This window comes from Actinomycetospora termitidis, assembly GCF_030286555.1.
In the GTDB taxonomy this organism is placed as follows: domain Bacteria; phylum Actinomycetota; class Actinomycetes; order Mycobacteriales; family Pseudonocardiaceae; genus Actinomycetospora; species Actinomycetospora termitidis.
Genome location: NZ_JASVWF010000004.1, coordinates 82866 through 107044, shown reverse-complemented (window position 1 = coordinate 107044; position 24179 = coordinate 82866). Strand labels below are relative to the sequence as shown.

Here is a 24179-nt window from a genome sequence, read left to right as displayed (position 1 = left end):
TCACCGTTCTACCCGGTCAGGCCCCGAACCGCCGATAGAGGGGCCGCAGCAGTTCCCGCGCGTCGACCCCGTCGAGGGCGACCCCGAGCGGCGGCATCTGGTCGAGCAGTTCCTCGGAGTTCGACACCGGCCCGCCGACCTCGGGCAGCGGCCCACCCGCCGTCCAGAAGCGGTCGAGCACGTCCGCGAGCGGGGTGACCGCCGGGCCGACGTCGTCGCGGCGGTCGCGGAGGCCGGCGAGCAGCGTCGCGCGGTCGCGGCCGCGCCAGCGCAGGATCAGGAACGGGTCGTCGTCGAACCGCTCGGCCACGAGGTAGGCGACCGCGGCGAGGTGCTTGCAGGGGACGGACCAGTCCGGGCAGGAGCAGTCCATGGGCATCTCGCGGGCCCCCGTCGGGAAGAGCGACAGGCCGACGGCGGCGAAGACGTCCTCGAGGTCGTCGGGCACAGTGCCGCCGAGCAGCGAGGCGGCGTACCAGGAGTCGCGGGCGAACGCCTCCTCGACGGCCTCCCACGCCTCGTCGGCGAACGTCGTGATCCCGATCCGCGCGCGGTAGGGCTCGGCGCGCGACCCCTGAACCGTCGCGACGACCTCACCCGGCTCGATCGCGAGGTCGATCACCTGGCCGGCGCGGGCGTAGGTCTTGCCGCGGTCCAGGCGTCCGCCGACGCCGAGCTCCTGCAGCACCGCGAGGAACCGGCCGGACCACCACGACTCGCCGATGTCCCCGCGGCGGCTCTTCGCGGCGATGCCGTCCTCGACCGCGATCCGCTTCCCGTACTCGGGGAACCTCTCGCGGAACGGCTCCTTGGGGGCACGACGTCTAGGCGGCATCGTCGTCCCCCATCTCGTCGTCCTCGTCCTCCGCGGTGGCGCCCGGGTCGAGCGCGACGATCCGGCGCAGCTCGTCGGTGGACAGACCGGTGAGCCAGTCCGGGTCGTCCCCACCGTCGCCGATGACCTGGCCGGCGAGGACGCGTTTGCCCTCGATGAGGTCGTCGATGCGTTCCTCGACGGTGCCGCCGCAGACCAGCTTGCGGACCTGCACGGTGCGCTTCTGCCCGATGCGGAAGGCCCGATCGGTGGCCTGGTCCTCGACGGCGGGGTTCCACCAGCGGTCGAGGTGGATCACGTGCTGGGCGGCCGTGAGCGTGAGTCCCGTGCCGCCGGCCTTGAGGGAGAGCAGGAAGAGCGGCGGGCCGTCGTCCGACTGGAACGCCTCGACCATGCGGTCGCGGGCCCGGCGTGACGTCCCGCCGTGCAGCCACAGCACCTCGACCCCGAAGCGCCGCGCGAGGTGCGGGGCGAGTTCGTCGCCGAACGCCGTGAACTGCGTGAACAGCAGCGCCTTCTCACCCGCCGCCAGGATCTCCGCGACGATCTCCTCGACGCGCGCGAGCTTCCCGGAGCGGCGGGCGAGCGGCGACCCGTCGTGCAGGAGCAGGGCCGGGTGGTCGCAGACCTGCTTGAGCTTGGTCAGCGCGGCGAGCACCCGGCCGCGCCGCTCGATGCCCTGCTTGCCGGCGGTCTCCAGCCCGTGCAGCGTCTCGGTCATCTCGTCGACGACCACCTGGTACAGCGACGCCTGCTCGGCGGTCAGGCTGCACCGCTCGACGGTCTCGATCTTGTCCGGCAGGTCGTCGACGACGGCCTTGTCGGTCTTGACCCGGCGCAGCAGGAACGGGCGGACGGCGGTCTGGAGCCGTTTCGCGACGTCGGAGCGGCCGTGGCGCTCGATCGGCACGGCGTAGCGGTCGCGGAACGCGGTGATGCCGCCGAGCAGGCCGGGGTTGACGGCGTCCATGATCGACCACAGCTCGGCGAGCCGGTTCTCCACCGGCGTCCCGGTGAGCGCCAGCCGGTGCTCGGCGTCGACGGTGCGCACCGCACGCGCCGCCCGCGACCGGTTGTTCTTGACCAGCTGGGCCTCGTCGAGCACGAGTCGGCGGTAGTGGTGGCGGGACAGCTCGGCGACGTCGCGGGTGAGGGTCCCGTAGGAGGTCACGACGAGGTCGGCGTCCGCGAGCATCGCGGTGAGGTCGCCGGTCGTCCGGCCCGACCCGTGGTGCACCACGACGCGGAGCCCGGGCGTGAACCGGGCCGCCTCCCGCTGCCAGTTCCCGACGACGGAGGTCGGCGCCACCAGCAGGGTCGGCGCGAGCTCCTCGGTGCGCTCGTGGGCCTCCAGCGCCAGGACCTGCAGCGTCTTGCCGAGGCCCATGTCGTCGGCGAGCACCCCGCCGACGCGGAGCCCGGACAGGAACGCGAGCCACGACACCCCGCGCCGCTGGTAGGGGCGCAGGGTCGCCTCGAGGGCGGGCGGGTCGTCGAGCAGTTCGAGGTGGGCGTCGACGGCGCCGGCGAGCAGCGATCCGAGCGGACCGCTCGCGGCGACGTCCTCCACGGGCAGCGGCGCGGCCCACTCCGGGGGGAGGTCGTCGTGGTAGGCCGAGTGCAGGGTGAGGACGTCACCGACCGTGCCCTCCGTGGGCGCCCGGTCGAGGAACTCCAGCCCGGCCCGGAGCCGTTCCGGGTCGACCGCGACCCACCGCCCGCGCAGGAAGACCAGCGGCGCCTTCGCGTGCACCAGGGCGCGCATCTCCTCGTCGGAGAGGGACTCCCCGTCGACGGCGAGTTTCCAGGAGAAGTCGACGAGTTCCTCGCGGCGCAGGCGTCCGTTCGTCGCGACGACGCCCTCGGGGCCGGCGCCGCCCGCGGTGGCGGTGAGACCCAGCCGCGCGGGCTCCGTCCACCAGCTCGGCAGCAGGACGCCGAACCCGGCGCGGTCCAGGGCGGCGGCGACGTGGAGCAGGAAGTGGTGGGTGCCCTCGCGGTCCAGCTCCATCCCGGTCGGGCGCGGGACCCGCAGTGCGTCGGTGAGCTCCGGGTAGATCGCGGCCGCCCGCCCGAGCTCGGCGAGCAGTTCCTCGCTGGGGTCGTCGAGCCAGCGGCGCAGCGACCCGGCGTCGCGCCAGATCGACTCGGCGGTGACCCGCAGGCTCGGGTCCTGCGAGGACTGCAGCGAGAACTCCAGCCAGAACCGCGGCTCGCCCTCGACCGCGTGCCCCAGGTCGTCGACGACGATCTCGGTGAGCCGGAAGGTGCCGCGCGCCGGCCCGGCGTGCGGGGCGCCGACGACGTCCCAGCGGGCGAGGCCCTCGTCGAGATCGCCGGCGCCGGCGGCCTCCAGCAGGACCGGGACAGGCGGATCGTCGACGAGGCGGTGCCGGGCCTCGGCGTCGGCGAACACGGTGAGGGCCTCGGTGACGACCTCGGCCGGGTCGGGGCCGACGCCGTCGGCCAACGCCCGCCCGTCGACGGCCTCGGCGCGCACGGCCGGTGGGAGCGCTGCGGCGAACGCGTCGGCGGCGACCAGGTCGCGACCCTGCAGGACGGGGCGCCAGCCGAGGGCGCCGTCGTCGTGACCGGGGTCGGGGGCGGGGAGGAGCCGCCCGCGGGTGACCAGGTCGGCGGCGAAGGACGCGAGCGCCCGGAGCACCGCGAACCCCGGGCCCTCGCCCGGCAGCGGCTCGGAGCGCTGCAGCGCCCCGGCGTCCAGCTCGAGGACGGGCACGGTCCACGGGGCCAGCGCCGCGGGTGCCGTGTCGGCGTCCGACCGGACGGGGGCGCGGTCGGTGCTGCCCGGGCCGCCGGTCGAGGGCAGGTGCAGGACCGCCTGACCCTCGCCGCCCGTCGTCGCCAGTGCCGCCGCGACTGCGCGGAGCTGCTCGTGGTCCGCGGCGAACGGGTGCGGCCGGGCACCGCGGGCGCGGCTGCGGGGTGCGTCGCCGGCGGTGCGCGCCGGGTCCTCGGCCCACAGACAGAGTCCCCGGCCGGGCGACCAGGCGGCGTGCAGCGCGAGCATGCGCTCCATCCTGCCCGCGTCCCGCTCCGCCCCGTCGCTCCGCTCGCCCAGGGTCAGGCGAACTGCACCTGTCCGTTCACCACGGTGGTCGCGACCGGGGTGAGGCCGCTCTCCGCCGGGCCCTTCTTCAGGGCGCCGGACGTGGCGTCGAACTGGCTGCCGTGGTTCGGGCAGGTGATCGTGCCGCCCTCGGGCGGGTCGACGGGTGTGCCCTGGTGCGGGCAGGCGGCGTCGAAGGCCTTGATGACGCCGGCCTGGGGCTGGGTGAGCAGGACCGGCCCGTTCGGCCCGTCCACGACGGTGCCCCCACCGACCGGGATCTGCGCGACCGGCGTGCCCCCGGCGGGCGGCGCGGTGGTGGTGCCGCCGCCGCCCGAGCCCCCGGCGGGCGGGGCCTGGCCGCCGGACTCGGATCCGGAGGAGCAGGCGGCCAGGGCGGCCGGCGCGGCGAGGGCGACGACGAGCCCGCACAGGGCGCGCCGGCGAGTGAGGCCGGGGGTAGGGATGGACTGCTCGGTCGACTGCTCGGTGGACGGCTCGGTGGACACGGGGAGGGACCTCCGTCGGGGCGGTGGTGGGCGCGTGTGGTGGTCGCGACCGGTCGTCGAACCTACTCGGGCAGGGCGAGCAGCCCGGCGACGACGTCGTCCAGGGTCTCCGCCACGACGTGCGGCCGGAGTACGGCATCCGGGACCCGACCCTCGAGACGCTCGCAGAACCCGCCGAGCAGACCGGCGGCGATCGCGCCGTGCACGTCCCACGAGTGCACCGCGACCAGGGCGGTGCGGGCCGCGTCCCCGCCCACCCGCTGCACCGCGAAGTCGTAGACCCGGCGCGGCGGCTTGAACGAGGCGATCTCCTCGCAGCTGAACACGTCCGCGAGCAGGTCCCGGACCCCGGCCGCCTCCAGCGCCGCGCTCGCGGTCGTGGCGGAGCCGTGGGTGAACCCGTAGGCGGGCACCCCGGCGTCGCGCAGGAGCGTGAACGCCTCGCGGACATCATCGTGGGCCGGGAGCTCGCGGAAACCGTCGAGGACGGAGGCGACCTGGTCGTCGGTGAGGTCACGCCCGCTGGTGCGCCGCAGCATGTCCGCGGCGACGACCCGGAACGCAGGCGCCTCCCCCGCGAGCGTCATCGCCATGCCCTGGTGCAGCAGCCGGGCGAAGAACAGTTCCAGCTCGTGCTCCGGGCGGCCGAGCGCCACGAACCGGGGACGCAGGCCCTCGAGCTGCAGGCAGGTCTCGAAGACGTCGAACAGCACGACCTTCGGGCGACGGGCCGGCGCGGTGTCGGTCATGGGTGCTCATCGTGCCGGGCGCCGGGGTGCGTGGCGCGGTGGGCGTTGCGGGGGTGGGCGGGCGCCGGCGTTGCGGGACGCACACGGCTGGAGGCCGGCGCACGTCGCGGCACTCGCGTTGCGGGACGCACACGGCTGGAGATCGGCGCACGGCGCGGCACTCGCGTTGCGGGACGCACACGGCTGGAGACCGACGCAGGTCGCGGAACCTGCGTTGCGGGACGCAACGCCCGCGCGGAGGTGGACCGGCCGGCCTGGCAGTGTGCGGGACGCAACGCTGGTCAGGAGGTGGACCGACCGGCCCGGCCGTGTGCGGCACGCAACGCTCGTCCGACGATGGACCGACCGGGTCGGCCGTGTGCGGGACGCAACGCTCGCGCAGAGGTGGACCGACCGGTCCGGCCGTGTGCGGGACGCAACGTTCGTCAGGAGGTGGACCGGCCGCCCGGCCGTGTGCGGGACGCAACGCTCGTCCGACGATGGACCGACCGGGTCGGCCGTGTGCGGGACGCAATGCGGGGTTCGGACTGGATCGAGCGGGCGGGCCGTGTGCGGGACGCAACGCGGGTTCGGGGTAGGTCGGGCGGGCGGGCCGTGTGCGCGACGCAACGGCGGCGCGCCCGGCAGGACCCGCCATCAGGAACGGGCGAGATCCGCGTTGACCCGCGAGGGCCAGGCGGGGCCGCCGTAGACGAAGCCCGTGTAGGACTGCACGAGGGTCGCACCGGCCTCGAGTCGGCGCCGCGCCTCGGCGGCGTCGGCGATCCCGCCGACCGAGACGATCGTGAGCCGCCCGCCGACGCGGGAGACCAGTCGGGCCAGGACCGCCCGGGCCGGTTCGACGAGCGGGGCGCCCGACAGGCCGCCGGTCCCGGTCTCCGCGACCGTGGCGGGGTCGGTGACGAGGCCGGTGCGCGAGACCGTCGTGTTGGTGGCGATGACGCCGTCGAGGCCCAGGGCGACGGCGAGGTCGGCGACCGCGTCCACCCCGTCGTCGTCGAGGTCGGCGGTGATCTTCACGAGCAGCGGGGTGGCACCGAGCTCGTCGCGCACCGCCGTGAGCAGCGGTTCCAGCGCGTCGACGCCCTGCAGGTCGCGCAGACCCGGGGTGTTCGGCGAGGAGACGTTGACGACGACGTAGTCGGCGAGCGGGCCGAGGACGCGGGCGGAGTAGCGGTAGTCCGCGACGGTCTGCTCCGGGCCCGTGGCGGCCTTCGACTTCCCGATGTTGACGCCGAGGACGGTGCCGAGCGGGCCGCCGCGGCGCAGGGTCGCGAGCCGTTCGCCCACCGCGTCCGCGCCGGCGTTGTTGAAGCCCATGCGGTTGACCAGCGCGCGGTCCTCGGGCAGCCGGAACAGGCGGGGCCGCGGGTTGCCCGGCTGCGGCCGCGCGGTCACGGTGCCGATCTCGACGGCGCCGAACCCGAGGCGGGCGAGCCCGCGGACGCCCTCGGCGTCCTTGTCGTACCCGGCGGCGACGCCGAGCGGGGACGGGAAGGTCAGACCCATCGCGTGGACCGCGAGGCACGGGTCCGGCGTCTGCTCGGGGATGACCGGGGTCGCGGCGGCGAGGGCGCGCAGGCCGATCCGGTGGGTCCGCTCCGCCGGGACGCGGACGGCGACGTGGCGGAACAGCGCGTCGTAGAGGGGCATCAGCTCGCGTACTGCGCGTGGAGCTCGCGGAGGCGCGTCACCCCGGCCACCGCGTGCCCCTTGTCCACGGCCTGCAGCGCCCCGACCACCAGGTACTCGTCGTCGGGCAGGTCGACCCGGGCGAACTGCGCGCCGTCGGGGAAGCTGATCCCGACGACGTCGGCCCAGGCGACCCGTCGCGTCAGGAGGGTCGCCCGGACCTCGATCCCGCCGGAGCCCGCGCGCAGCCGCGGCCGGGTGAACAGCAGCGCCCCGCCCGCCAGCAGCAGACCGAGGACGACCATCGCGACCTGGTCCGCCGGCCGGAAGTTGAACCCCGCCGACTCGACGTACACGAGCAGCGCCCCGGACGCGAAGAACGCGAACAGCAGGATCGCGATCACCCAGGCGACCCAGCGGATGCGGACCGGGCGGACCTCCAGCTCGACCGGACCGAGATCGAGGCCCTCGGGCGGGACGACGACGGGGCTGTCGGTCGTCATCGCGAGAACCCGACCGGCGCCCGGCGGGCACCGTCGCGCAGATCGGCGAGGGTGAGGGCGGCGTCCAGCGCGGCGACGACCGCCTCGAAGCCCTTGTCCTCGGTCGACTCCGGGGTCCCGGCGCGCTCCCACGCCTGGTCCAGGTTCTCCGTCGTCAGGACGCCGTTGCCCACCGGGGTGCGCTCGTCGAGCCCGACGCGCAGCAGACCCGCCGTCACCGCGTCGCAGACGTAGTCGAAGTGCGGCGTGGCGCCGCGGATGACGACCCCGAGGCCGACGACGGCGTCGTGCCCGGCCGCCAGGCCCTGGCAGACCACCGGCAGCTCCATCGCGCCCGCCACGTGCACCACGGTCGGCTTCTCGACGTTGCCGCGCTCGGCGGCGAGCAGGGCCCGCTCGAGCATCGTCTCGACGATCTCGCCGTTCCAGCGGGTCGCCGCGATGCCGAGCCGCAGGCCGGTCGCGTCGGGGACCGCGATCTCCGGGCGTCCCTGGGTGCTCATGCGCCGGACTCGCTGTTCACCAGGCCGTCCTCGTAGGCGTCGAGGCCCTCGAGGTCGTGGCCCATGCGGTCACGCTTGGTCCGCAGGTAGCGCAGGTTCTCCGGGGTGGCGCGCAGCGGGAGGGCGACCCGGTCGAGGATCTCCAGCCCGTAGCCCTCCAGCCCGGCGCGCTTCTCCGGGTTGTTGGTCAGCAGGCGCATGCTCCGGACCCCGAGGTCGGCGAGGATCTGGGCGCCGGTGCCGTAGTCGCGGGCGTCGGCCGGCATGCCGAGCGCCAGGTTGGCGTCGACGGTGTCGGCCCCGGCGTCCTGGAGCTGGTAGGCCTGCAGCTTGTGGATCAGGCCGATCCCCCGGCCCTCGTGGCCGCGCACGTAGAGCACGACCCCGCGGCCCTCGGCGGCGACCGCGGCCATGGCCGCGTCGAGCTGCGGGCCGCAGTCGCAGCGCCGCGAGCGGAGCACGTCGCCGGTGAGGCACTCGGAGTGCACCCGGACGAGCACGTCCTCGCCGTCGCCGAGGTCGCCGTACACCAGGGCGACGTGCTCGATGCCGTCGAGCAGCGAGTCGTAGCCGTAGGCGACGAAGTCCCCGTGGTCGGTGGGGATGTTCGCGTGCGCGACCTGGGCCACCTGCTTCTCCGAGCGGCGCCGGTAGGCGATCAGGTCCTTGATCGTGATCAGCGCGAGGTCGTGCTCGTCGGCGAACACCGCGAGCTCGTCGTAGCGGGCCATCTCCCCGTCGTCCTTCTGGGAGACGATCTCGCAGATCGCGCCGGCGGGCACGAGCCCGGCGAGGCGGGCCAGGTCGACCGCGGCCTCGGTGTGGCCGGGACGGCGCAGCACCCCGCCCTCCCGGGCCCGCAGCGGGACGACGTGCCCCGGCCGGGAGAGGTCGGTGGCGGCGGAGTCGGGGTCCGCGAGCACGCGGATGGTGCGGGCGCGGTCGGCCCCGGAGATGCCCGTGCCGATGCCCTCGCGGGCGTCGACCGACACCGTGTACGCGGTGCCGTGCCGGTCCTGGTTGATCGAGTGCGCGGGCGGGAGGTCGAGCCGGTCGCACGTCTCGGCGGTGAGCGGGACGCAGATGTAGCCCGAGGTGTAGCGGACCATGAACGAGACCAGCTCCGGCGTCGCCTTCTCGGCGGCGAAGATCAGGTCGCCCTCGTTCTCGCGGTCCTCGTCGTCGACGACCACCACGGCCTTACCGGCCGCGATGTCGGAGATCGCCCGCTCGATGTGCTCGAAGCCCTCCACGTGATTCACGCTCCCGACGCTCCCGACTCCTGGTTCACGCCTGTCCCGCTCCCCGTCGCTGCGCTCGCCCCGAGCAGGCGCTCCACGTACTTCGCGACCACGTCGACCTCCAGGTTCACCGTCTCCCCCACGGCGCGCGACCCGAGGGTCGTCTCCGCGAGGGTCGTCGGGATCAGGCCGACGGAGAACCCGTCGTCGTCGACCTCGGTCACGGTCAGGCTGACGCCGTCCACGGCGATCGAGCCCTTCTCGACGACGTAGCGGGCGATCCCGACCCCGCCCTCCGTCGTGCGCGGCGTGGTGAACCGCACCGCCGTCCAGTGCTCCGAGGGCTCGATCGCGGCGACCGTGGCGGTCCCGTCGACGTGGCCCTGCACGATGTGCCCGCCGAGCCGCGCGCCCGCGGCGAGGGCGCGCTCCAGGTTGACCGGCGTGCCCGACGCGGCGTCCGCGAGGCTGGAGCGCCGCAGCGTCTCCCCCATCACGTCGACCGCGAAGCTGTCCGGCTCCGGATCCACCACGGTCAGGCACACGCCGTTGACGGCGATCGAGTCGCCGGGGCGCGCGTCGGAGACCACGAGCGGGCCCCGGATGCGCAGGCGGGCGGAGTCCGCCAGCGGGGTGACGTCGACGATCTCGCCGACCTCCTCCACGATCCCCGTGAACACTCGCCGCTCCCTGCCCTCGGACGTCCGATGGTGCCACTGTGAACCACCGGCGCTGCCTGCATCATCCTCGCGTGGCCCGCGACCGCTGCGGTCCCGGCCGGTGAGACCGGCCACTGCCGAGATTACTCGCGGGTAGCCGACGTGCGGTGCGGCGAGACGCCCGCCGCCTGCTGCCGGAGCGCCGCGACCGCCCGGCCCGGGTCGTCCGCGCCGTACACCGCGCTGCCCGCGACGAAGCAGTCGACGCCGGCCTCGGCGGCCTGCTCGACGGTGTCGGCGCTGATCCCGCCGTCGATCTCGACCAGCACCTGCAGGTGCCCGGTGTCCACCAGCCGGCGCGCCGTGCGGACCTTCTCCAGGACCTCCGGCATGAAGCTCTGCCCGCCGAACCCGGGCTCGACGCTCATGACGAGCAGCGTGTCGTAGTCCCGGAGCACCTCGAGCCAGTCCTCGAGCGGGGTGTTCGGCTTCACCGACAGCCCGGCGAGCGCGCCCGCGGCCCGGAGGTCCTTCGCGATCCCGCGCGGGTCGTGCGCGGCCTCGGCGTGCACCGTGACGTTGTGCGCGCCGGCCTCGGCGTACGGCGGGGCCCAGCGGTCCGGGTCCTCGATCATGAGGTGGCAGTCCAACGGGATGTCCGTCGCCCGCAGCAGGCTCTCCACCACTGGCAGGCCGAGCGTCAGGTTGGGCACGAAGTGCGCGTCCATGACGTCCACGTGCAGCCAGTCCGACCCGGTGACGGCGGCCGCCTCGTCGGCGAGGTGGGCGAAGTCCGCGGACAGGATGCTGGGCGCGATGAGCGGGGCGGGCACGGCCCCAGTCTGTCGCACCCGGGCTCAGGCGACCCGGCGCAGGGTCGCGCAGTACATCGCGTCCGTGCCGTGCCGGTGCGGCCACAGCTGGATCCCGGGCCCCGTCCCGACGGTGGACGCGTCCAGCTCGGGCAGGGAAGCGGCGGTGTCGAGCACCTCGGCCCCCGTCGCCTCGACGACGGCCCGCACGACGTCGACGGTCTCCGCGGGGTGCGGCGAGCAGGTCGCGTAGGTGACGACGCCGCCGGGACGCACGCGCTCGAGGGCGTGGGTGAGCAGGTCGCGCTGGAGGGCGGTGAGCTCCGCGACGTCCTCGGGGCGGCGCCGCCACCGGGCCTCCGGGCGGCGGCGCAGGGCGCCGAGCCCGGTGCACGGCGCGTCGACGAGCACCCGGTCGTAGGCGGCCTCGGGGAGGGCGATCTCGCGGGCGTCGCCGGTGTGCACCCGCACTGGGAGCCCGGCCGTCGCCTTCTCCACGAGGGCGGCACGGTGCGGCGCGCGGTCGACCGCGTCCAGGGTGGCGCCCTCGATCGCGGCGAGCGCGCCCAGCAGGGCGGCCTTGCCGCCCGGGCCGGCGCACAGGTCCAGCCACAGCTCGTCGCGGCCGGTCAGTGGCGCGCGGGCGGCGGCGAGCGCCACCAGCTGGCTGCCCTCGTCCTGCACCGCGGCGAGGCCCTCGCGCACGGCCTCCAGGTCGCCGGGGTCGCCGCCCTCGGTGAGCAGCACGCCGTACGGCGAGTACGGGGCCTCCTCCCCACCGGTGACGGCGGCCAGCTCCTCGGCGCTGATCTCGCCCGGCCGGGCGGCGAGGTGCACGGCGGGACGGGCGTCGTCCGCCGCGAGGGCGGGCTCGAGCTCGTCGTCCGGGAGGGCCTCGCCGAACACCTCCGCGATCCAGCGCGGGTGGGCGTGGACGAAGGCCGCGTGCCCGACCGGGTCGGTCGCCGCGTCGGGGGCGAGCTCGGCGACCCAGCCGGCCTCGTCGCGCTCGGCGACCCGGCGCAGGACGGCGTTGACGAAGCCGGTCGGCTTGGAGCCGGCGCGGGAGCGGACGAGCTCGACGGTCGCGCCGACGGCCGCGTGGGCCGGGATCCGGGTCCGGAGCAGCTGCTGCGCGCCGAGCCGCAGGGCGTCCAGGACGACGCCGTCGAGCCGGTCCAGCGGCCGGTCGACGCAGGCGGAGAGCACCGCGTCGAGCAGGCCGCGCGCCCGGCAGGCGCCGTAGGCCAGATCCGTCGCCAGCGCCGCGTCCCGCCCGGACACCCGGCGTTCCCGGAGGAGCCGGGGCAGCGTCAGGTTGGCGTACGCGTCGTCCTCGCGGACCGCGCGCAGCGTGTCGAGCGCGGCCTCGCGGGCGGCGTCCCCCTGGGGCGGACGGTCCGGGCCGGAGCGTCCGCGCGGCGGACCCGACCGATGCGGGCGGCCCGGTCTGCGCCGCGGCCCGCGGCCGGAGCGGTGGCCGCCGGGCGGGACGGAGCTGTCGCTCATGCGCCCGCCTCCGCTGCGCTCACACGTCCCCCGCTCACACGAACCGTTCCCCCGGGGTCGGCTGCGCGCCCCGGCTCCAGTCCACCGCGGGCATGGCGGGCTTCCCGGCCGGCTGCACCGTACCGAGGACGACCGGGGCGGACGCGGTCCCCACCAGCACCCGCTTGCGCTCCACGACGATCTCGCCCGGGGCCAGGTCGTCGAACCCCGTCGTCGTGACCGGCCCGATCTTGAGGCGGGTGCCGCGGAACTCCGTCCACGCCCCGGGGGCCGGTGTCACCGACCGAACGTGCCGGTCGACCGCGAGCGGCGGGTCGGTCCAGCGGACGCGGGCGTCGTCGACGGTGACCTTGGGGGCGACCGACACCCCCTCGCCCGGTTGCGGCACGGGCTGCAGCGACCCGTCGGCGATGCCGTCCAGGGTCGCGGCGAGCAGGCCCGCGCCGTTCTGCGCGAGGCGCTCGAGCAACGCGCCGGCGGTGTCGTCGTCGGCGATCTTCTCGGTGACCGTGCCGAAGACCGGCCCGGTGTCCATGCCCTCCTCGAGCCGGAACGTGCTCGCGCCGGTGATCTCGTCGCCCGCCCGGATCGCGGCCTGCACCGGCGCGGCGCCCCGCCAGGCGGGCAGCAGCGAGAAGTGCAGGTTCACCCAGCCGTGCACCGGGATCGCCAGGGCCGCGGGCCGCAGCAGGTTTCCGTAGGCGACGACGGGCGCGCAGTCCGGCGCGATCGCCGTCAGCCGGGCGAGGAACTCCGGATCGGACGCCTTCGCGGGCGTGAGGACCTCGACGCCGGCCTCGTCGGCGAGCCGGCCGACCGGCGAGCGCTGCAGCTGCCGCTTCCGCCCGGCGGGCGCGTCCGGGCGGGTGACGACCGCGACGACCTCGTGGTCATCCGACTCCAGGAGCCGGCGCAGCGACGGGACGGCGGGCTCGGGCGTACCGGCGAAGACGAGCCGCATCTAGCGGACGCCCCCGAACAGCGGGTTGGTGGTCCCGACGTGCGGGTTCTGCTGGATCCGCGGCGGCGCCGTCGGGTCGAACCAGTCGGCCTGCCGAATCGCGGCCATCGCCTCCTTGCGGGTGGCCGCGTCCAGCCGGTCGAGGAAGAGCACGCCGTCGAGGTGGTCGGTCTCGTGCTGGATCGCGCGGGCGAGCATCGCGGTGCCCTCGACCCGCAGCGGCTCGCCGTGCATGTCCCACCCGGTGGCGACGACGTGGTCGTAACGGGTGCAGTCCCAGCGGAACCCGGGGATCGAGAGGCAGCCCTCGGGGCCGGTCTGCTCGGTGTCGTCCAGGACGTTCCACGTCGGGTTGACCAGGTGCCCGTACATGTCCTCGCCCGCCCGGTAGGTGAACACGCGCAGGCCGACACCGATCTGCGGCGCCGCGAGGCCGGCGCCGCCCTGCTCGCGCATGGTCTCGTCGAGGTCGGCGACGAGCTGGCGCAGCTCCTTGTCGAAGGCGGTCACCTCGGCGGCGCGCTCGCGCAGGACGGGATCCCCGAAGTAGCGGACGGGCTGGACGGTCACGATCGTCCAGTCTAGGCCCGCGCTCGTCCGCGGCGTCGGCGCCTCAGAGCGGGTCGTGCGGGTCGAGCAGGATGCGGACGGCCTCGCCGTCCTTGCGCGCCGCCCGCACCGCGCGGGCCTCCTGCAGCGCCCGGGCGAGCTGCCGTCCCTCCGCCCGCGGCACGCGGACGAGGGTCCGCTCGGCCCGCTCGGTGCGCTCCTCGCCGCCCGGCAGGCGGGTGCCCGGCGGGAGCTCGACGGGCCCCAGGACGTCGGCGTCCTTCGGCAGGCGCGCGGTGTCGAGCAGGTCGCGCAGGGCCGCCGGCTCGCCGTCCAGGGCGGCCATCCGGACGGCGGGTGGCAGGCCCAGCTCGGTGCGCCCGTCCAGCTCGGTCCCGGCGTGGCCGGCCGGGTCCCACCGGACCAGGGCCTGCACGGCGGGGAGGTTCGACTCGGCCACGACGACCACGCGCCCGCCCTGCGGCGAGGGCCGCACCAGGCTCGCCGCCGCGAACCAGCGCCGCACCGTGTCCTCCGCGGCGCGCAGCTCGGGGCGGGCGAGCAGGGCGGCACCGTCGAGGAGCAGGGCCGCCCCGTAGCCGTCCTCGGCGACCGGCTCGGCCCCCGGCGTCGCGACGACGATGGCCGGGGCCGCGTCGACGGTGTCGAGGATCGCGGTCCCTCCCCCGGAGCTGCGCACGACGGTCTGCGGGAAGGCGCGGCCCAGCTCCTCCGCGGTGCGCCCGGACCCGACCACGGTCGCCCGCAGACGCGGCGAGGCGCACGCCGGGCAGCGGTGGTTCGTCGCGGGCCGCCCGCACCAGCGGCAGGTCGGCGGGGCGGGCGCGTCGCCGGCGGACGCGGGGATGCCCAGGGGGCCGTGGCAGCGCCGGCACCGGGCGGGCTCGCGGCACTGCGCGCAGGCGACGGCGGGGAGGTATCCGCGCCGCGGGACCTGGACGAGCACGGGCCGCCCGGCGGCGAGGGCGCCGCGGGTGGCCTCGAAGGCCACCGCGGGGATGCGGGCGGCGCGGGCGGTCGGGTCGCGCAGCAGCTGGCGCTCGTCCTCGCCGATCGCGGTGACGCGGGGGGCGCGCTCGCGCACCGTGGTGCGGTCGGCGACGACCGGGTGGGCCCACCCGCTGCGCACCAGCACCTCGGCCTCGGCGGTGCGGGTCGCCCCGCCGACGAGCAGGGCCGCGCCGCTGCCATGGGCGCGGGCGATCAGCACGTCGCGGGTGTGCGGGTACGGCGCCCGGGGGTCGGCGTGCGAGTCGTCGCCGTCGTCCCACACCACGAGCAGGCCCGGGTCCTGTACCGGCGCGAACGCGGCGGCCCGGGTGCCGATCGCCAGGCGCTTCTCCCCGCGCGCGACGGCGAGCCAGCGGCGGTAGCGCTCGGCGGGGCCGAGGTCGGCGGCGAGGGCGGCGACGTGCTCCTCGCCGAGGACCGCGAGGCAGGCCGCGTGCAGCCGGTCGAGGTCGCGGCGGTCGGGCACGACGACCACCGCGCTGCGCCCGGCCCCGAGGGTGGTGTGCGCGGCCTCGGCGAGCCGGGTGGCCCAGTCCTCGCCGGGCAGCGCCTGCCACACGCCGTGTGCCGGCCGGTGGGCGGCGAGCGCCTCCAGGAACGCCGGCCCGCGGGGGTACGCGGCCCAGCCCGACCCGTCGTCGGGAAGGGGTGGGAGGGCGGTGTCGGGCGGGCCGTGCGGCTCGGCCTCCACCCGCGCGTGCCGCGGCGGCACGGCGAGGCGCAGCACGTCGGCGAGGGTGCCCGCGTACCGGTCGGCGACCGTGCGGCAGAGCGCGGCGAGCTCCGGCGAGAGCACCGGCTCGGGCGAGACGACCTTGTCCAGCCAGCCGAGGCGGCCGTCGTGGTCGGTGTGGTCGGAGCGGTCCAGGACGAAGCCGTCGACCATCCGGCCGGCGAACCGCACCCGTACCCGGGCGCCGACGACGGTGGCCTCGTCGAGCTGGACCGGCACGCGGTAGTCGAAGCTGCGGTCCAGGTGCGGCAGCGGGACGTCTACCGCGACGCGCACGATCGACCGCTCGGGGGCCGGGACGCGTTCGTTGTGCTTGGGCTGCTTGCGCTCCGGTGGGGGCGGCGGTGCGGCGGACGGCATGCCGGGCAGCGCCACGTCGCCCGGTGATCCGCTCACGGGCGCCGGTCTACCAGAGGGGCCCGACCGACCGGTGCGGGACGGGATACCGCGTCCGATTGTGACGTCCAGCGTCAGCATGGCCGCACTGCTGACACGAGGAGGAGGCGACGACGACGGCCCGGCCACCCCTGAAGGGGCGTCCGGGCCGTCGAGGGTCGTGCGTGGGTCAGCCGGCGATCGACTTCAGCTGGTCCGCGCGGTCGGTGCGCTCCCAGGGCAGGTCGAGGTCGTCGCGGCCGAAGTGGCCGTACGCGGCGGTCGGCTGGTAGATCGGGCGCAGCAGCTCGAGGTCGCGCACGATCGCGCCGGGGCGCAGGTCGAACACCTCGTGGATGGCCTTCTCGATCTTGGCCGGGTCGACGTTGGCGGTGCCGAACGTCTCGAGGAAGACCCCGACGGGCTCGGCCTTGCCGATGGCGTAGGCGAGCTGGACCTCGGCGCGCTTCGCGAGGCCGGCGGAGACGACGTTCTTCGCGACCCAGCGGCCCGCGTAGGCGGCCGAACGGTCCACCTTCGACGGGTCCTTGCCGGAGAAGGCGCCGCCGCCGTGGCGGGCGTAGCCGCCGTAGGTGTCGACGATGATCTTGCGGCCGGTCAGGCCGGCGTCGCCCATGGGGCCACCGACGACGAAGCGGCCGGTCGGGTTCACCAGGACGCGGGTGTTCGACGAGTCCAGGTCGATGCCCTCGAGCACCGGCTGGATCACCTTCGAGCGGATGTCGGGGGCGAGCATCTCGTCGAGGTCGATGTCCGCGGCGTGCTGGGTGGACAGGACCACGGTGTCGACGGCGACCGGCTTGTCGCCGTCGTAGGCGATGGTGACCTGGGTCTTGCCGTCGGGACGCAGGTAGGGCAGGACGCCCTCGCGGCGGACCGAGGTCAGCTTGCGCGCGAGCCGGTGCGCCAGCCCGATCGGCAGCGGCATGAGCTCGGGGGTGTCGGCGTCGGCGTAGCCGAACATCAGGCCCTGGTCGCCCGCGCCCTGCTTCGCGATCTCGTCCTCGGAGCCCTCGACGCGGGACTCGTAGCCCTCGTCGACACCCTGGGCGATGTCGGCGGACTGCGCGCCGATCGAGATCGAGACACCGCAGCTCTCGCCGTCGAAGCCCTTGGCCGACGAGTCGTAGCCGATGTCCAGGATCGTCTTGCGGACCACGTCGACGTAGTTGACCCACGCGTTCGTGGTCACCTCGCCGGCGACGTGCACCTGACCGGTGGTGACCATCGACTCGACGGCCACGCGGCTCTTCGGGTCCTGCGCCAGCAAGGCGTCCAGAATCCCGTCGGAGATGGCGTCACAGATCTTGTCCGGGTGGCCTTCGGTGACGGACTCGGAAGTGAACAAACGCCTAGCGGGCACAATTTCTCCCTGCCTCGACAGTGGGACGGGGCAACACTAACGGCATCCGGCGCAACGCACAGGGCCCTGTCCGGGCCTTCTGCGCAGCGCGTCACAGTCCGGTTGTGATGCGTGACGAGGTGTGGGAAAGGCGATCGGCGCCCATTCTCGCCACGCTCCGTGAGCAGGCCCTCACGCCAGGCGTTCGGCCACCGCGTCCCAGACCCGGGCCGCGAGGGCCGCCTTCGAACCCATCGGCAACTGCACCGAGGAACCGTCGGCGCCGAGCAGCCAGCCCTCGTTGTCGGCGCCCTCGAAGGCGTTGTGCCCGGTCCGACCCCCCACGGCGTTGACGACGAGGAAGTCGCAGCCCTTCCGTTCCAGCTTCGCGCGGCCGAACGACAGCACGTCGTGGTCGGCGTCGCCGGTCTCGGCCGCGAACCCGACGACGAGGCGTCCGGGGACCTGCTCGGCCACGACCTCGCGGAGGATGTCGGGATTCCGTGTGAGACGGATCGCGTCCGGGTCGGAGTCGGTCTTCTTGATCTTGAAATCGGCGACCGCGGCGGCACGGAAGTCGGCGACCGCGGCCGCCATCACCACCACGTCGGCGTCCTTGCCCGCGTCCAGGACCGCGCTGCGCATGTCCTCGGTGGTGCGCACCCCGACGACGTCCACGGCGGCCGGCGGCTCGAGCGCAGCCGTGGTGCCGGAGACGAGGGTGACGCGGGCGCCGCGCTGGGCGGCGACCCGGGCGAGCGCGTAGCCCTGCCGCCCGGAGGAGCGATTCCCCAGGATGCGCACCGGGTCCAGCGGCTCGGCGGTGCCGCCGGCGGACACGACGACGTGGCGGCCCTCGAGGTCGCGGGGCAGGGCGCCCGGGGCCTCGAGCAGCAGCCGGGCGAACTCGGCGATCTCGACGGGCTCGGGCAGGCGGCCGGGCCCGGAGTCGGCACCGGTCAGCCGACCGGAGGCCGGCTCCAGGACGACGGTGCCGCGGCGGCGCAGCGTGGCGACGTTGTCGACGGTCGCCGGGTGGTCCCACATCTCGGTGTGCATCGCGGGCACGGCGAGCACCGGACATCGCGCCGTGAGCAGCGTGGAGGTGAGCAGGTCGTCCGCGCGGCCCGCCGCCATCCGCGCGAGCAGGTCGGCGGTGGCGGGGGCGCAGACGACGAGGTCGGCGCGACGCCCGAGCGCGACGTGGGTGACCTCCGGGACGTGCTCGAAGACCCCGGAGAGCACCTCGCGCCCGGACAGCGCCTCGAAGGTGGCCGCCCCGATGAACTCGAGCGCGTTCGGGGTGGCCACCACCTGGACCCCGTGGCCGGCCTCGCGCAGCCGACGGAGGAGCTCGCACGCCTTGTAGGCGGCGATGCCGCCGGACACGCCGAGGACGATCTCAGCCATGGGGGCGTCCACCCGATCCGGAGGAGGGAGCTACTCGCCCTCGGTGTGCTCGAGCAGGTGCGAGTGGATCTCGCGCATCGCGATCGAGAGCGGCTTCTCGCGCGGGCCCGGCTCCACGAGCGGCCCGACGTACTCGAGCAGGCCCTCACCGAGCTGGGCGTAGTAGTCGTTGATCTGGCGCGCCCGCTTGGCCGCGTAGATCACCAGCGCGTACTTCGAGCTGACGGTCTCCAGCAGCTCGTCGATCGGCGGGTTGGTGATGCCCTCGGGCACGTCGTGGAAGCCACCGGTGACGCGACTGGTGGTGATGCTCATTCACTGGCTCCTGCGGATCGGGGTCCGACGGCGCCCGCGCGGGTGTCTCCGCAGGCAGGGGCGTCGGAGGGATGTGCCAAGTCTACCAAGCGCCGTGCGGTCTCCCGGACGTCGTGGTTCACCAGCCCGACGTCGAACTCCCGGCGGGCGTCGAGCTCGATGCGGGCGGTGGCGAGCCGACGGTCGATCACGTCCTGCGGTTCGGTGCCCCGGCCGGTGAGGCGGTCCACCAGGACCTCCCACGACGGCGGCTCGAGGAACACGAGCAGCGCGTCCGCGCGCCGCTCGCGCACCGCACGCGCCCCCGCCAGGTCGAGCTCGAGCAGCACCGGCTGGCCGGCGGCGAGGTGCTCCTCGACCGGCCCGGCCGGGGTGCCCGACCGGTGCAGCCCGCGGTGGATCGACGCCCACTCCAGCAGGGCGCCGTCCGCCACCATGCGGTCGAAGTCGGCGTCGGTGACGAAGTGGTACTCGCGCCCGTCCACCTCGCCGGGCCGGGCCGCCCGGGTGGTCGCCGAGACGCTGAACCACAGCGGGGCGTCCATCCGGCGCAGCTCGGCCACGACGGTGCTCTTGCCGACCCCGGACGGCCCGGCGAGGACGAGCAGACGTCCCCGCCCGCCCGTCGCTCCCAGGTCGGGGCTCACTCCCCGTCGAACTCCGCCAGCAGCGCCTTGCGCTGCCGCTCGCCCAGGCCCCGCAGCCGCCGGCTCGGGGCGATCTCGAGGCGCTCCATGATCTGCTGGGCCCGCACCTTGCCGACGCCCGGCAGGGCCTCGAGCAGCGCCGAGACCTTCATCTTGCCGAGCACCTCGTCGGAGTCGGCCTGCTCGAGCACGTCACCGAGGGTGGTACCGCCGCGCTTGAGCCGCTCCTTGAGCTCGGCCCGGGCCCGGCGGGCAGCGGCAGCCTTCTCCAGCGCGGCCGCCCGCTGCTCCTCGGTCAGCTCGGGAAGTGCCACGGTCTCCTCCGATATCAGGTTCTGGTGATGGTCATCCGGGGTCCGCCCTGCACAGCGGGCCCTCGTCGTCCGCGAACGTACCGTCTGGGGTGCGACTCCACAGTGTTCGGGTGTCCGGCGTGTGAACGGCGCCGCACCGCCGCGGCCGTGGCCGCTCCCCGGACCCCGGCGCGCCGGTGGGTCCGCTGGTGGGCGCTACGCGCCGATCGGTCCGGCGGGCAGGCCCAGGTCCCCCAGCGCGCCGTTCAGCGCCCGACACGCGTCGCGCAGCGCCTCCGGGTCGGGGCCCGCGGACAGGATCTCCCGCGAGCTCGACGGGACGACGGGCCCGGTCCCGTCGCCGAACGCGCGCGCGAGGTCGTCCGGTGTCGCGCCCTGCGCGCCGAGACCCGGCACGAGGACCGCCGCGCCGAGGCGGGTCAGGTCGAGCCCGTGGGCCTGGCCGGTGGTGCCGGCCGTCGCGCCGACCACGACGCCCGCCACGCCGGTGCCGCGCGCGCGGTTGGCGGCCGCGCAGGCGTCCACCACGCCCTGGGCGACCTCCCGCATGCCCGGGGTGGTGGGGTCCGACAACGGCGTCCAGGACTGGGCCGACTGCACGGCCGGCGCCTCCGGGTTCGAGGTGCGGGCGAGGACGAACACGCCCCGGCCGGTCTGCGCGGCGAGGTCGAGCGCGGGCGTCAGCGAGCCCACCCCGAGATAGGGCGACAGGGTGACCGCGTCCGCCGCGAGCGGCGAGGTGTCGGCCAGCCAGGCCCGCGCGTAGGCGGTCATCGTCGAACCGATGTCGCCGCGCTTCGCGTCGGCGATCGTGAGCAGCCCGGCGTCCCGCGCGTCGGCCAGCACCCGCTCCAGGGCGCGCACTCCCCCGCTGCCGTGCACCTCGAACAGCGCCACCTGGGGCTTGATGACGGCGACGTGGCCGGCCAGGGCCGCGACCGCCTCGCGGCCGAAGCGTTCCACCCCGGCCGCGTCGTCCTCGTGCCCCCAGCGCGCGAGCAGACCGGGGTGCGGGTCGATCCCCACGCACAGCGGCCCGTGGCGCGTGACGACCGCGGTCAGCCGGTCGACGAAGGCCCCCCGCGCCGAGGTCACACCGTCTCCGACGCGCGCGCCTTCGCCAGCCGCTCGTGGAGCACCTGGAGCGGGGTGACGGTGATCTCGCCGCGGATCACCGCCTCGATGCCCTGCACCGCCGCGGACGCACCCTGGACCGTCGTCACGCACGGGATCCCCACGTTGAGCGCGGCGGCGCGGATCTCGTAGCCGTCGATGCGGGGCCCGGAGTGCCCGACCGGGGTGTTGATGATCATGTCGACCTCGCCGGCGGCGATCGTGTCGACCACGTTGTCCGGGCCCTCGAAGTGCTTGCGGACCACCTGGCAGGGGATGCCGTTGCGCTCCAGGACGCTCGCCGTGCCCGCCGTCGCGAGGATCTCGAACCCGAGGTCGGCGAGGCGCTTGACCGGGAAGATCAGCGCCCGCTTGTCGCGGTTGGCCACCGACACGAAGACCTTCCCCGACGTCGGGAGGGGTCCGGCCGCGGCCGCCTGCGCCTTCGCGAACGCCGTCGAGAAGGCCACGTCGATGCCCATGACCTCGCCCGTGGACTTCATCTCCGGGCCGAGCAGCGAGTCCACGCCACGCCCGTCGGGGCGCCGGAAGCGGTGGAACGGCAGCACGGCCTCCTTGACCGCCACCGGGTGCTGGGCGGGCAGGTGCCCGCCGTCGCCGGAGGCGGGCAGGATGCCCTCGGCCCGCAGCTGCGAGATCGTCGAGCCGAGCATGACCCGCGCGGCCGCGCTCGCCAGCGGGACACCGGTGGCCTTGGAGACGAAGGGGACCGTGCGGCTCGCGCGCGGGTTCGCCTCGAGGACGTAGAGGACCTCGTCCTTCAGGGCGTACTGGACGTTCATCAGCCCGAGCACGCCGAGCCGCCGGGCCAGCGCGACCGTCGACGAGCGCACGACCTCGAGGTCGGAGAGGCCGAGCGTGATCGGCGGCAGCGTGCACGAGGAGTCCCCGGAGTGCACCCCGGCCTCCTCGATGTGCTCCATCACGCCGCCCAGGTACACCTCGCCGGTCGCGTCGCAGAGCGCGTCGACGTCGATCTCGATCGCGTCGTCGAGGAAGCGGTCGACCAGCACCGGGTGGTCGGGGGTGACCTCGGTGGCGCGGGCGATGTAGTCCGCGAGGGTCTCGTCGTCGTAGACGATCTCCATGCCGCGCCCGCCGAGGACGTAGGACGGGCGGACGAGCACCGGGTAGCCGATCTCGGCCGCGATCGCGCGGGCGCCGTCGAAGCTGGTCGCGGTGCCGTAGGGCGGGGCGGGCAGCCCGGCGTCGTCGAGCACGTGGCCGAAGGCCCCGCGCTCCTCGGCGAGGTCGATCGCGGCGGGGGCGGTGCCGACGATCGGCACCCCGGCGGTCTCGAGGGCGGCGGCGAGCTTCAGCGGGGTCTGTCCGCCGAGCTGGACGACCACGCCGGCCAGGCCGGCGCTCCACCCGCCGTCGGGACCCCGGACCGCGTCCCCGCCGCCGGAGAGCCGCTCGGAGTGGACGACCTCGAGCACGTCCTCCTCGGTGAGGGGCTCGAAGTACAGCCGGTCCGCGGTGTCGTAGTCGGTGGAGACCGTCTCCGGGTTGCAGTTCAGCATGACCGTCTCGAAGCCCGCGGCCCGCAGACTCGTCGCGGCGTGCACGCACGAGTAGTCGAACTCGATGCCCTGCCCGATCCGGTTCGGCCCGGAGCCCAGGATGATGACCTTGGGGCGCTCGCCCTGGGCGCTGACCTCGGACTCCGCGGCGGGATCGGACTCGTAGGCCGAGTAGTGGTACGGCGTGCGGGCCTCGAACTCGGCCGCGCACGTGTCGACAGTCTTGTAGACCGGCCGGACGCCGAGGCGGTGGCGCAGCGCCCGCACGCCCGCCTCGCCGGCGAGCTCCGGGCGCACCGTCGCGATCTGGAGGTCCGAGAGCCCGGACCGCTTCCCGCGGCGCAGCAGCGCGGCGTCGAGGACGGGCGCGTCGGCGATCTCGCGGCGCAGCGCCACGATGCCCTCGATCTGCTCGACGAACCACGGGTCGATGCCGGACGCCTCGCTGACCTCGGCCACGGTCGCGCCCAGACGCAGCGCGCGCTCGACGGCGTAGAGCCGGCCGTCACGGGGCAGCGCGGCCTGCTTGAGGGCGTCGTCCTTGGACAGCCCCAGCGGGTCGGGGCGGGTGCCGAAGCCGGCGTCCTTGGTCTCGGCGGAGCGCAGCGCCTTGTTCAGGGCCTCGGGGAAGCTGCGGCCGAGCGCCATGCCCTCGCCGACCGACTTCATCGTCGTGGTCAGCGTCGGGTCGGCGCCGGGGAACTTCTCGAACGCGAAGCGCGGCACCTTGACCACGACGTAGTCCAGCGTCGGCTCGAAGCTCGCCGGGGTCTCGCCGGTGATGTCGTTGGTGATCTCGTCGAGGGTGTACCCGACGGCGAGCCGCGCGGCGATCTTCGCGATCGGGAAGCCGGTGGCCTTGGAGGCCAGCGCGCTCGAGCGGGACACGCGCGGGTTCATCTCGATGACGACGAGGCGCCCCGTGGTCGGCTCCACCGCGAACTGGATGTTGCAGCCGCCGGTCTCGACGCCGACCTCGCGCAGCACCGCGATGCCGGTGTCGCGCATGACCTGGTACTCGCGGTCGGTCAGCGTCATCGCCGGGGCCACGGTCACCGAGTCGCCGGTGTGCACGCCCATCGGGTCGACGTTCTCGATCGAGCAGATCACGACGACGTTGTCCTTGCCGTCGCGCATCAGCTCGAGCTCGTACTCCTTCCAGCCGAGCACGGACTCCTCGATGAGGACCTCGTGCACCGGGCTGGCGGCCAGACCCGTGCCGGCCAGGCGCTCGAGCTCGTCGTCGGTGTAGGCGAGCCCGGAGCCCAGGCCACCCATGGTGAAGCTCGGCCGGATCACCACCGGGAGACCGACCTCGGCGACCGTGGCCCGGACCTCCGCCATCGAGTGGCAGACCTCCGAGCGCGGGACGTCGCCGCCGATCGAGCGGACGATCTCCTTGAACTTCAGCCGGTCCTCGCCGCGCTGGATGGCGTCGACGTCGGCGCCGATCAGCTCGACGCCGAACCGCTCCAGCACCCCGGCGTCGTGCAGCGCGATCGCGGCGTTGAGCGCGGTCTGGCCGCCCAACGTCGCGAGCAGGGCGTCGGGCCGCTCGGCCTCGAGGACCTTGGTGATGTGCTCGACGTCGATCGGCTCGACGTACGTGGCGTCGGCGACCTCCGGGTCGGTCATGATCGTCGCCGGGTTGGAGTTGACCAGCGAGACGCGCAGGCCCTCCTCGCGCAGCACGCGGCAGGCCTGGGTGCCCGAGTAGTCGAACTCGGCGGCCTGCCCGATGACGATCGGGCCGGAGCCGATGACCAGGACGTGGTGGATGTCCTCGCGACGCGGCATGGGC

Annotated in this window: 21 protein-coding genes; all 21 read right to left on the bottom strand. The window is 75.0% G+C overall.

Going from position 1 to position 24179, the window contains the following annotated elements; translation table 11 throughout:
• Positions 1 to 16: 16 nt before the first annotated feature.
• The 21 genes from QRT03_RS18715 to carB all read right to left on the bottom strand — a co-directional run bounded on the left by QRT03_RS18715 (position 17) and on the right by carB (position 24175).
• Positions 17 to 835 (bottom strand): SWIM zinc finger family protein, encoded by an 819-nt coding sequence (locus QRT03_RS18715; protein WP_286054505.1) that lies wholly within the window; start codon positions 833 to 835, stop codon positions 17 to 19.
• The gene (locus QRT03_RS18710; protein ID WP_286054504.1) at positions 825 to 3866 is read right to left on the bottom strand and encodes a DEAD/DEAH box helicase; all 3042 of its coding nucleotides are present in this window, start codon (positions 3864 to 3866) and stop codon (positions 825 to 827) included. The genes QRT03_RS18715 and QRT03_RS18710 overlap by 11 nt, the downstream gene beginning before the upstream one ends.
• 53 nt (positions 3867 to 3919) lie before the next feature.
• On the bottom strand, positions 3920 to 4414 hold the full coding sequence (locus QRT03_RS18705; protein WP_286054503.1) for a Rieske (2Fe-2S) protein: 495 nt from the start codon (positions 4412 to 4414) through the stop codon (positions 3920 to 3922).
• A gap of 62 nt (positions 4415 to 4476) precedes the next feature.
• On the bottom strand, positions 4477 to 5163 hold the full coding sequence (locus tag QRT03_RS18700) for an HAD family hydrolase (RefSeq protein WP_286054502.1): 687 nt from the start codon (positions 5161 to 5163) through the stop codon (positions 4477 to 4479).
• A 636-nt stretch (positions 5164 to 5799) separates the two neighbouring features.
• Complete coding sequence (locus QRT03_RS18695; protein WP_286054501.1) at positions 5800 to 6816, bottom strand: quinone-dependent dihydroorotate dehydrogenase; 1017 nt, start codon at positions 6814 to 6816, stop codon at positions 5800 to 5802.
• The gene (locus QRT03_RS18690) at positions 6816 to 7298 is read right to left on the bottom strand and encodes a PH domain-containing protein (RefSeq protein ID WP_286054500.1); all 483 of its coding nucleotides are present in this window, start codon (positions 7296 to 7298) and stop codon (positions 6816 to 6818) included. Before QRT03_RS18690 ends, QRT03_RS18695 begins: the two co-directional genes overlap by 1 nt.
• A complete protein-coding gene (ribH, locus tag QRT03_RS18685; protein WP_286054499.1) occupies positions 7295 to 7801 on the bottom strand; it encodes a 6,7-dimethyl-8-ribityllumazine synthase in 507 nt (168 codons plus the stop codon). The genes QRT03_RS18690 and ribH overlap by 4 nt, the downstream gene beginning before the upstream one ends.
• Positions 7798 to 9063: a bifunctional 3,4-dihydroxy-2-butanone-4-phosphate synthase/GTP cyclohydrolase II gene (locus QRT03_RS18680; protein ID WP_286054498.1), complete on the bottom strand. Its 1266-nt coding sequence runs from the start codon at positions 9061 to 9063 to the stop codon at positions 7798 to 7800. The genes ribH and QRT03_RS18680 overlap by 4 nt, the downstream gene beginning before the upstream one ends.
• The gene (locus QRT03_RS18675) at positions 9060 to 9722 is read right to left on the bottom strand and encodes a riboflavin synthase (RefSeq protein ID WP_286054497.1); all 663 of its coding nucleotides are present in this window, start codon (positions 9720 to 9722) and stop codon (positions 9060 to 9062) included. The genes QRT03_RS18680 and QRT03_RS18675 overlap by 4 nt, the downstream gene beginning before the upstream one ends.
• 122 nt (positions 9723 to 9844) lie before the next feature.
• Positions 9845 to 10534 carry a ribulose-phosphate 3-epimerase gene (gene rpe, locus QRT03_RS18670; protein ID WP_286054496.1) on the bottom strand — a complete coding sequence of 230 codons (690 nt, stop codon included), beginning with the start codon at positions 10532 to 10534 and terminating at the stop codon, positions 9845 to 9847.
• A gap of 24 nt (positions 10535 to 10558) precedes the next feature.
• Positions 10559 to 12022 (bottom strand): RsmB/NOP family class I SAM-dependent RNA methyltransferase, encoded by a 1464-nt coding sequence (locus tag QRT03_RS18665; RefSeq protein ID WP_286054495.1) that lies wholly within the window; start codon positions 12020 to 12022, stop codon positions 10559 to 10561.
• A gap of 34 nt (positions 12023 to 12056) precedes the next feature.
• Complete coding sequence (gene fmt, locus QRT03_RS18660; RefSeq protein WP_286054494.1) at positions 12057 to 12983, bottom strand: methionyl-tRNA formyltransferase; 927 nt, start codon at positions 12981 to 12983, stop codon at positions 12057 to 12059.
• Entirely contained in the window at positions 12984 to 13553 is a 570-nt protein-coding gene (def, locus tag QRT03_RS18655) for a peptide deformylase (protein ID WP_286054492.1), read from the bottom strand.
• Between the two features lie 43 nt (positions 13554 to 13596).
• Positions 13597 to 15657: a primosomal protein N' gene (locus QRT03_RS18650; protein ID WP_286054920.1), complete on the bottom strand. Its 2061-nt coding sequence runs from the start codon at positions 15655 to 15657 to the stop codon at positions 13597 to 13599.
• A gap of 205 nt (positions 15658 to 15862) precedes the next feature.
• On the bottom strand, positions 15863 to 17059 hold the full coding sequence (metK, locus tag QRT03_RS18645; RefSeq protein WP_286054919.1) for a methionine adenosyltransferase: 1197 nt from the start codon (positions 17057 to 17059) through the stop codon (positions 15863 to 15865).
• A 168-nt stretch (positions 17060 to 17227) separates the two neighbouring features.
• Positions 17228 to 18445, bottom strand: a complete 1218-nt coding sequence (coaBC, locus tag QRT03_RS18640) for a bifunctional phosphopantothenoylcysteine decarboxylase/phosphopantothenate--cysteine ligase CoaBC (protein ID WP_286054491.1) — start codon at positions 18443 to 18445, stop codon at positions 17228 to 17230.
• A 30-nt stretch (positions 18446 to 18475) separates the two neighbouring features.
• Positions 18476 to 18760: a DNA-directed RNA polymerase subunit omega gene (gene rpoZ, locus QRT03_RS18635; RefSeq protein WP_179793234.1), complete on the bottom strand. Its 285-nt coding sequence runs from the start codon at positions 18758 to 18760 to the stop codon at positions 18476 to 18478.
• The gene (gene gmk / locus QRT03_RS18630; protein ID WP_286054488.1) at positions 18757 to 19407 is read right to left on the bottom strand and encodes a guanylate kinase; all 651 of its coding nucleotides are present in this window, start codon (positions 19405 to 19407) and stop codon (positions 18757 to 18759) included. Before gmk ends, rpoZ begins: the two co-directional genes overlap by 4 nt.
• Entirely contained in the window at positions 19404 to 19721 is a 318-nt protein-coding gene (mihF, locus tag QRT03_RS18625) for an integration host factor, actinobacterial type (protein ID WP_018333653.1), read from the bottom strand. The genes gmk and mihF overlap by 4 nt, the downstream gene beginning before the upstream one ends.
• A gap of 195 nt (positions 19722 to 19916) precedes the next feature.
• A complete protein-coding gene (gene pyrF, locus QRT03_RS18620; RefSeq protein WP_286054487.1) occupies positions 19917 to 20816 on the bottom strand; it encodes an orotidine-5'-phosphate decarboxylase in 900 nt (299 codons plus the stop codon).
• Complete coding sequence (gene carB, locus QRT03_RS18615) at positions 20813 to 24175, bottom strand: carbamoyl-phosphate synthase large subunit (protein ID WP_286054486.1); 3363 nt, start codon at positions 24173 to 24175, stop codon at positions 20813 to 20815. Before carB ends, pyrF begins: the two co-directional genes overlap by 4 nt.
• Positions 24176 to 24179: the final 4 nt, after the last annotated feature.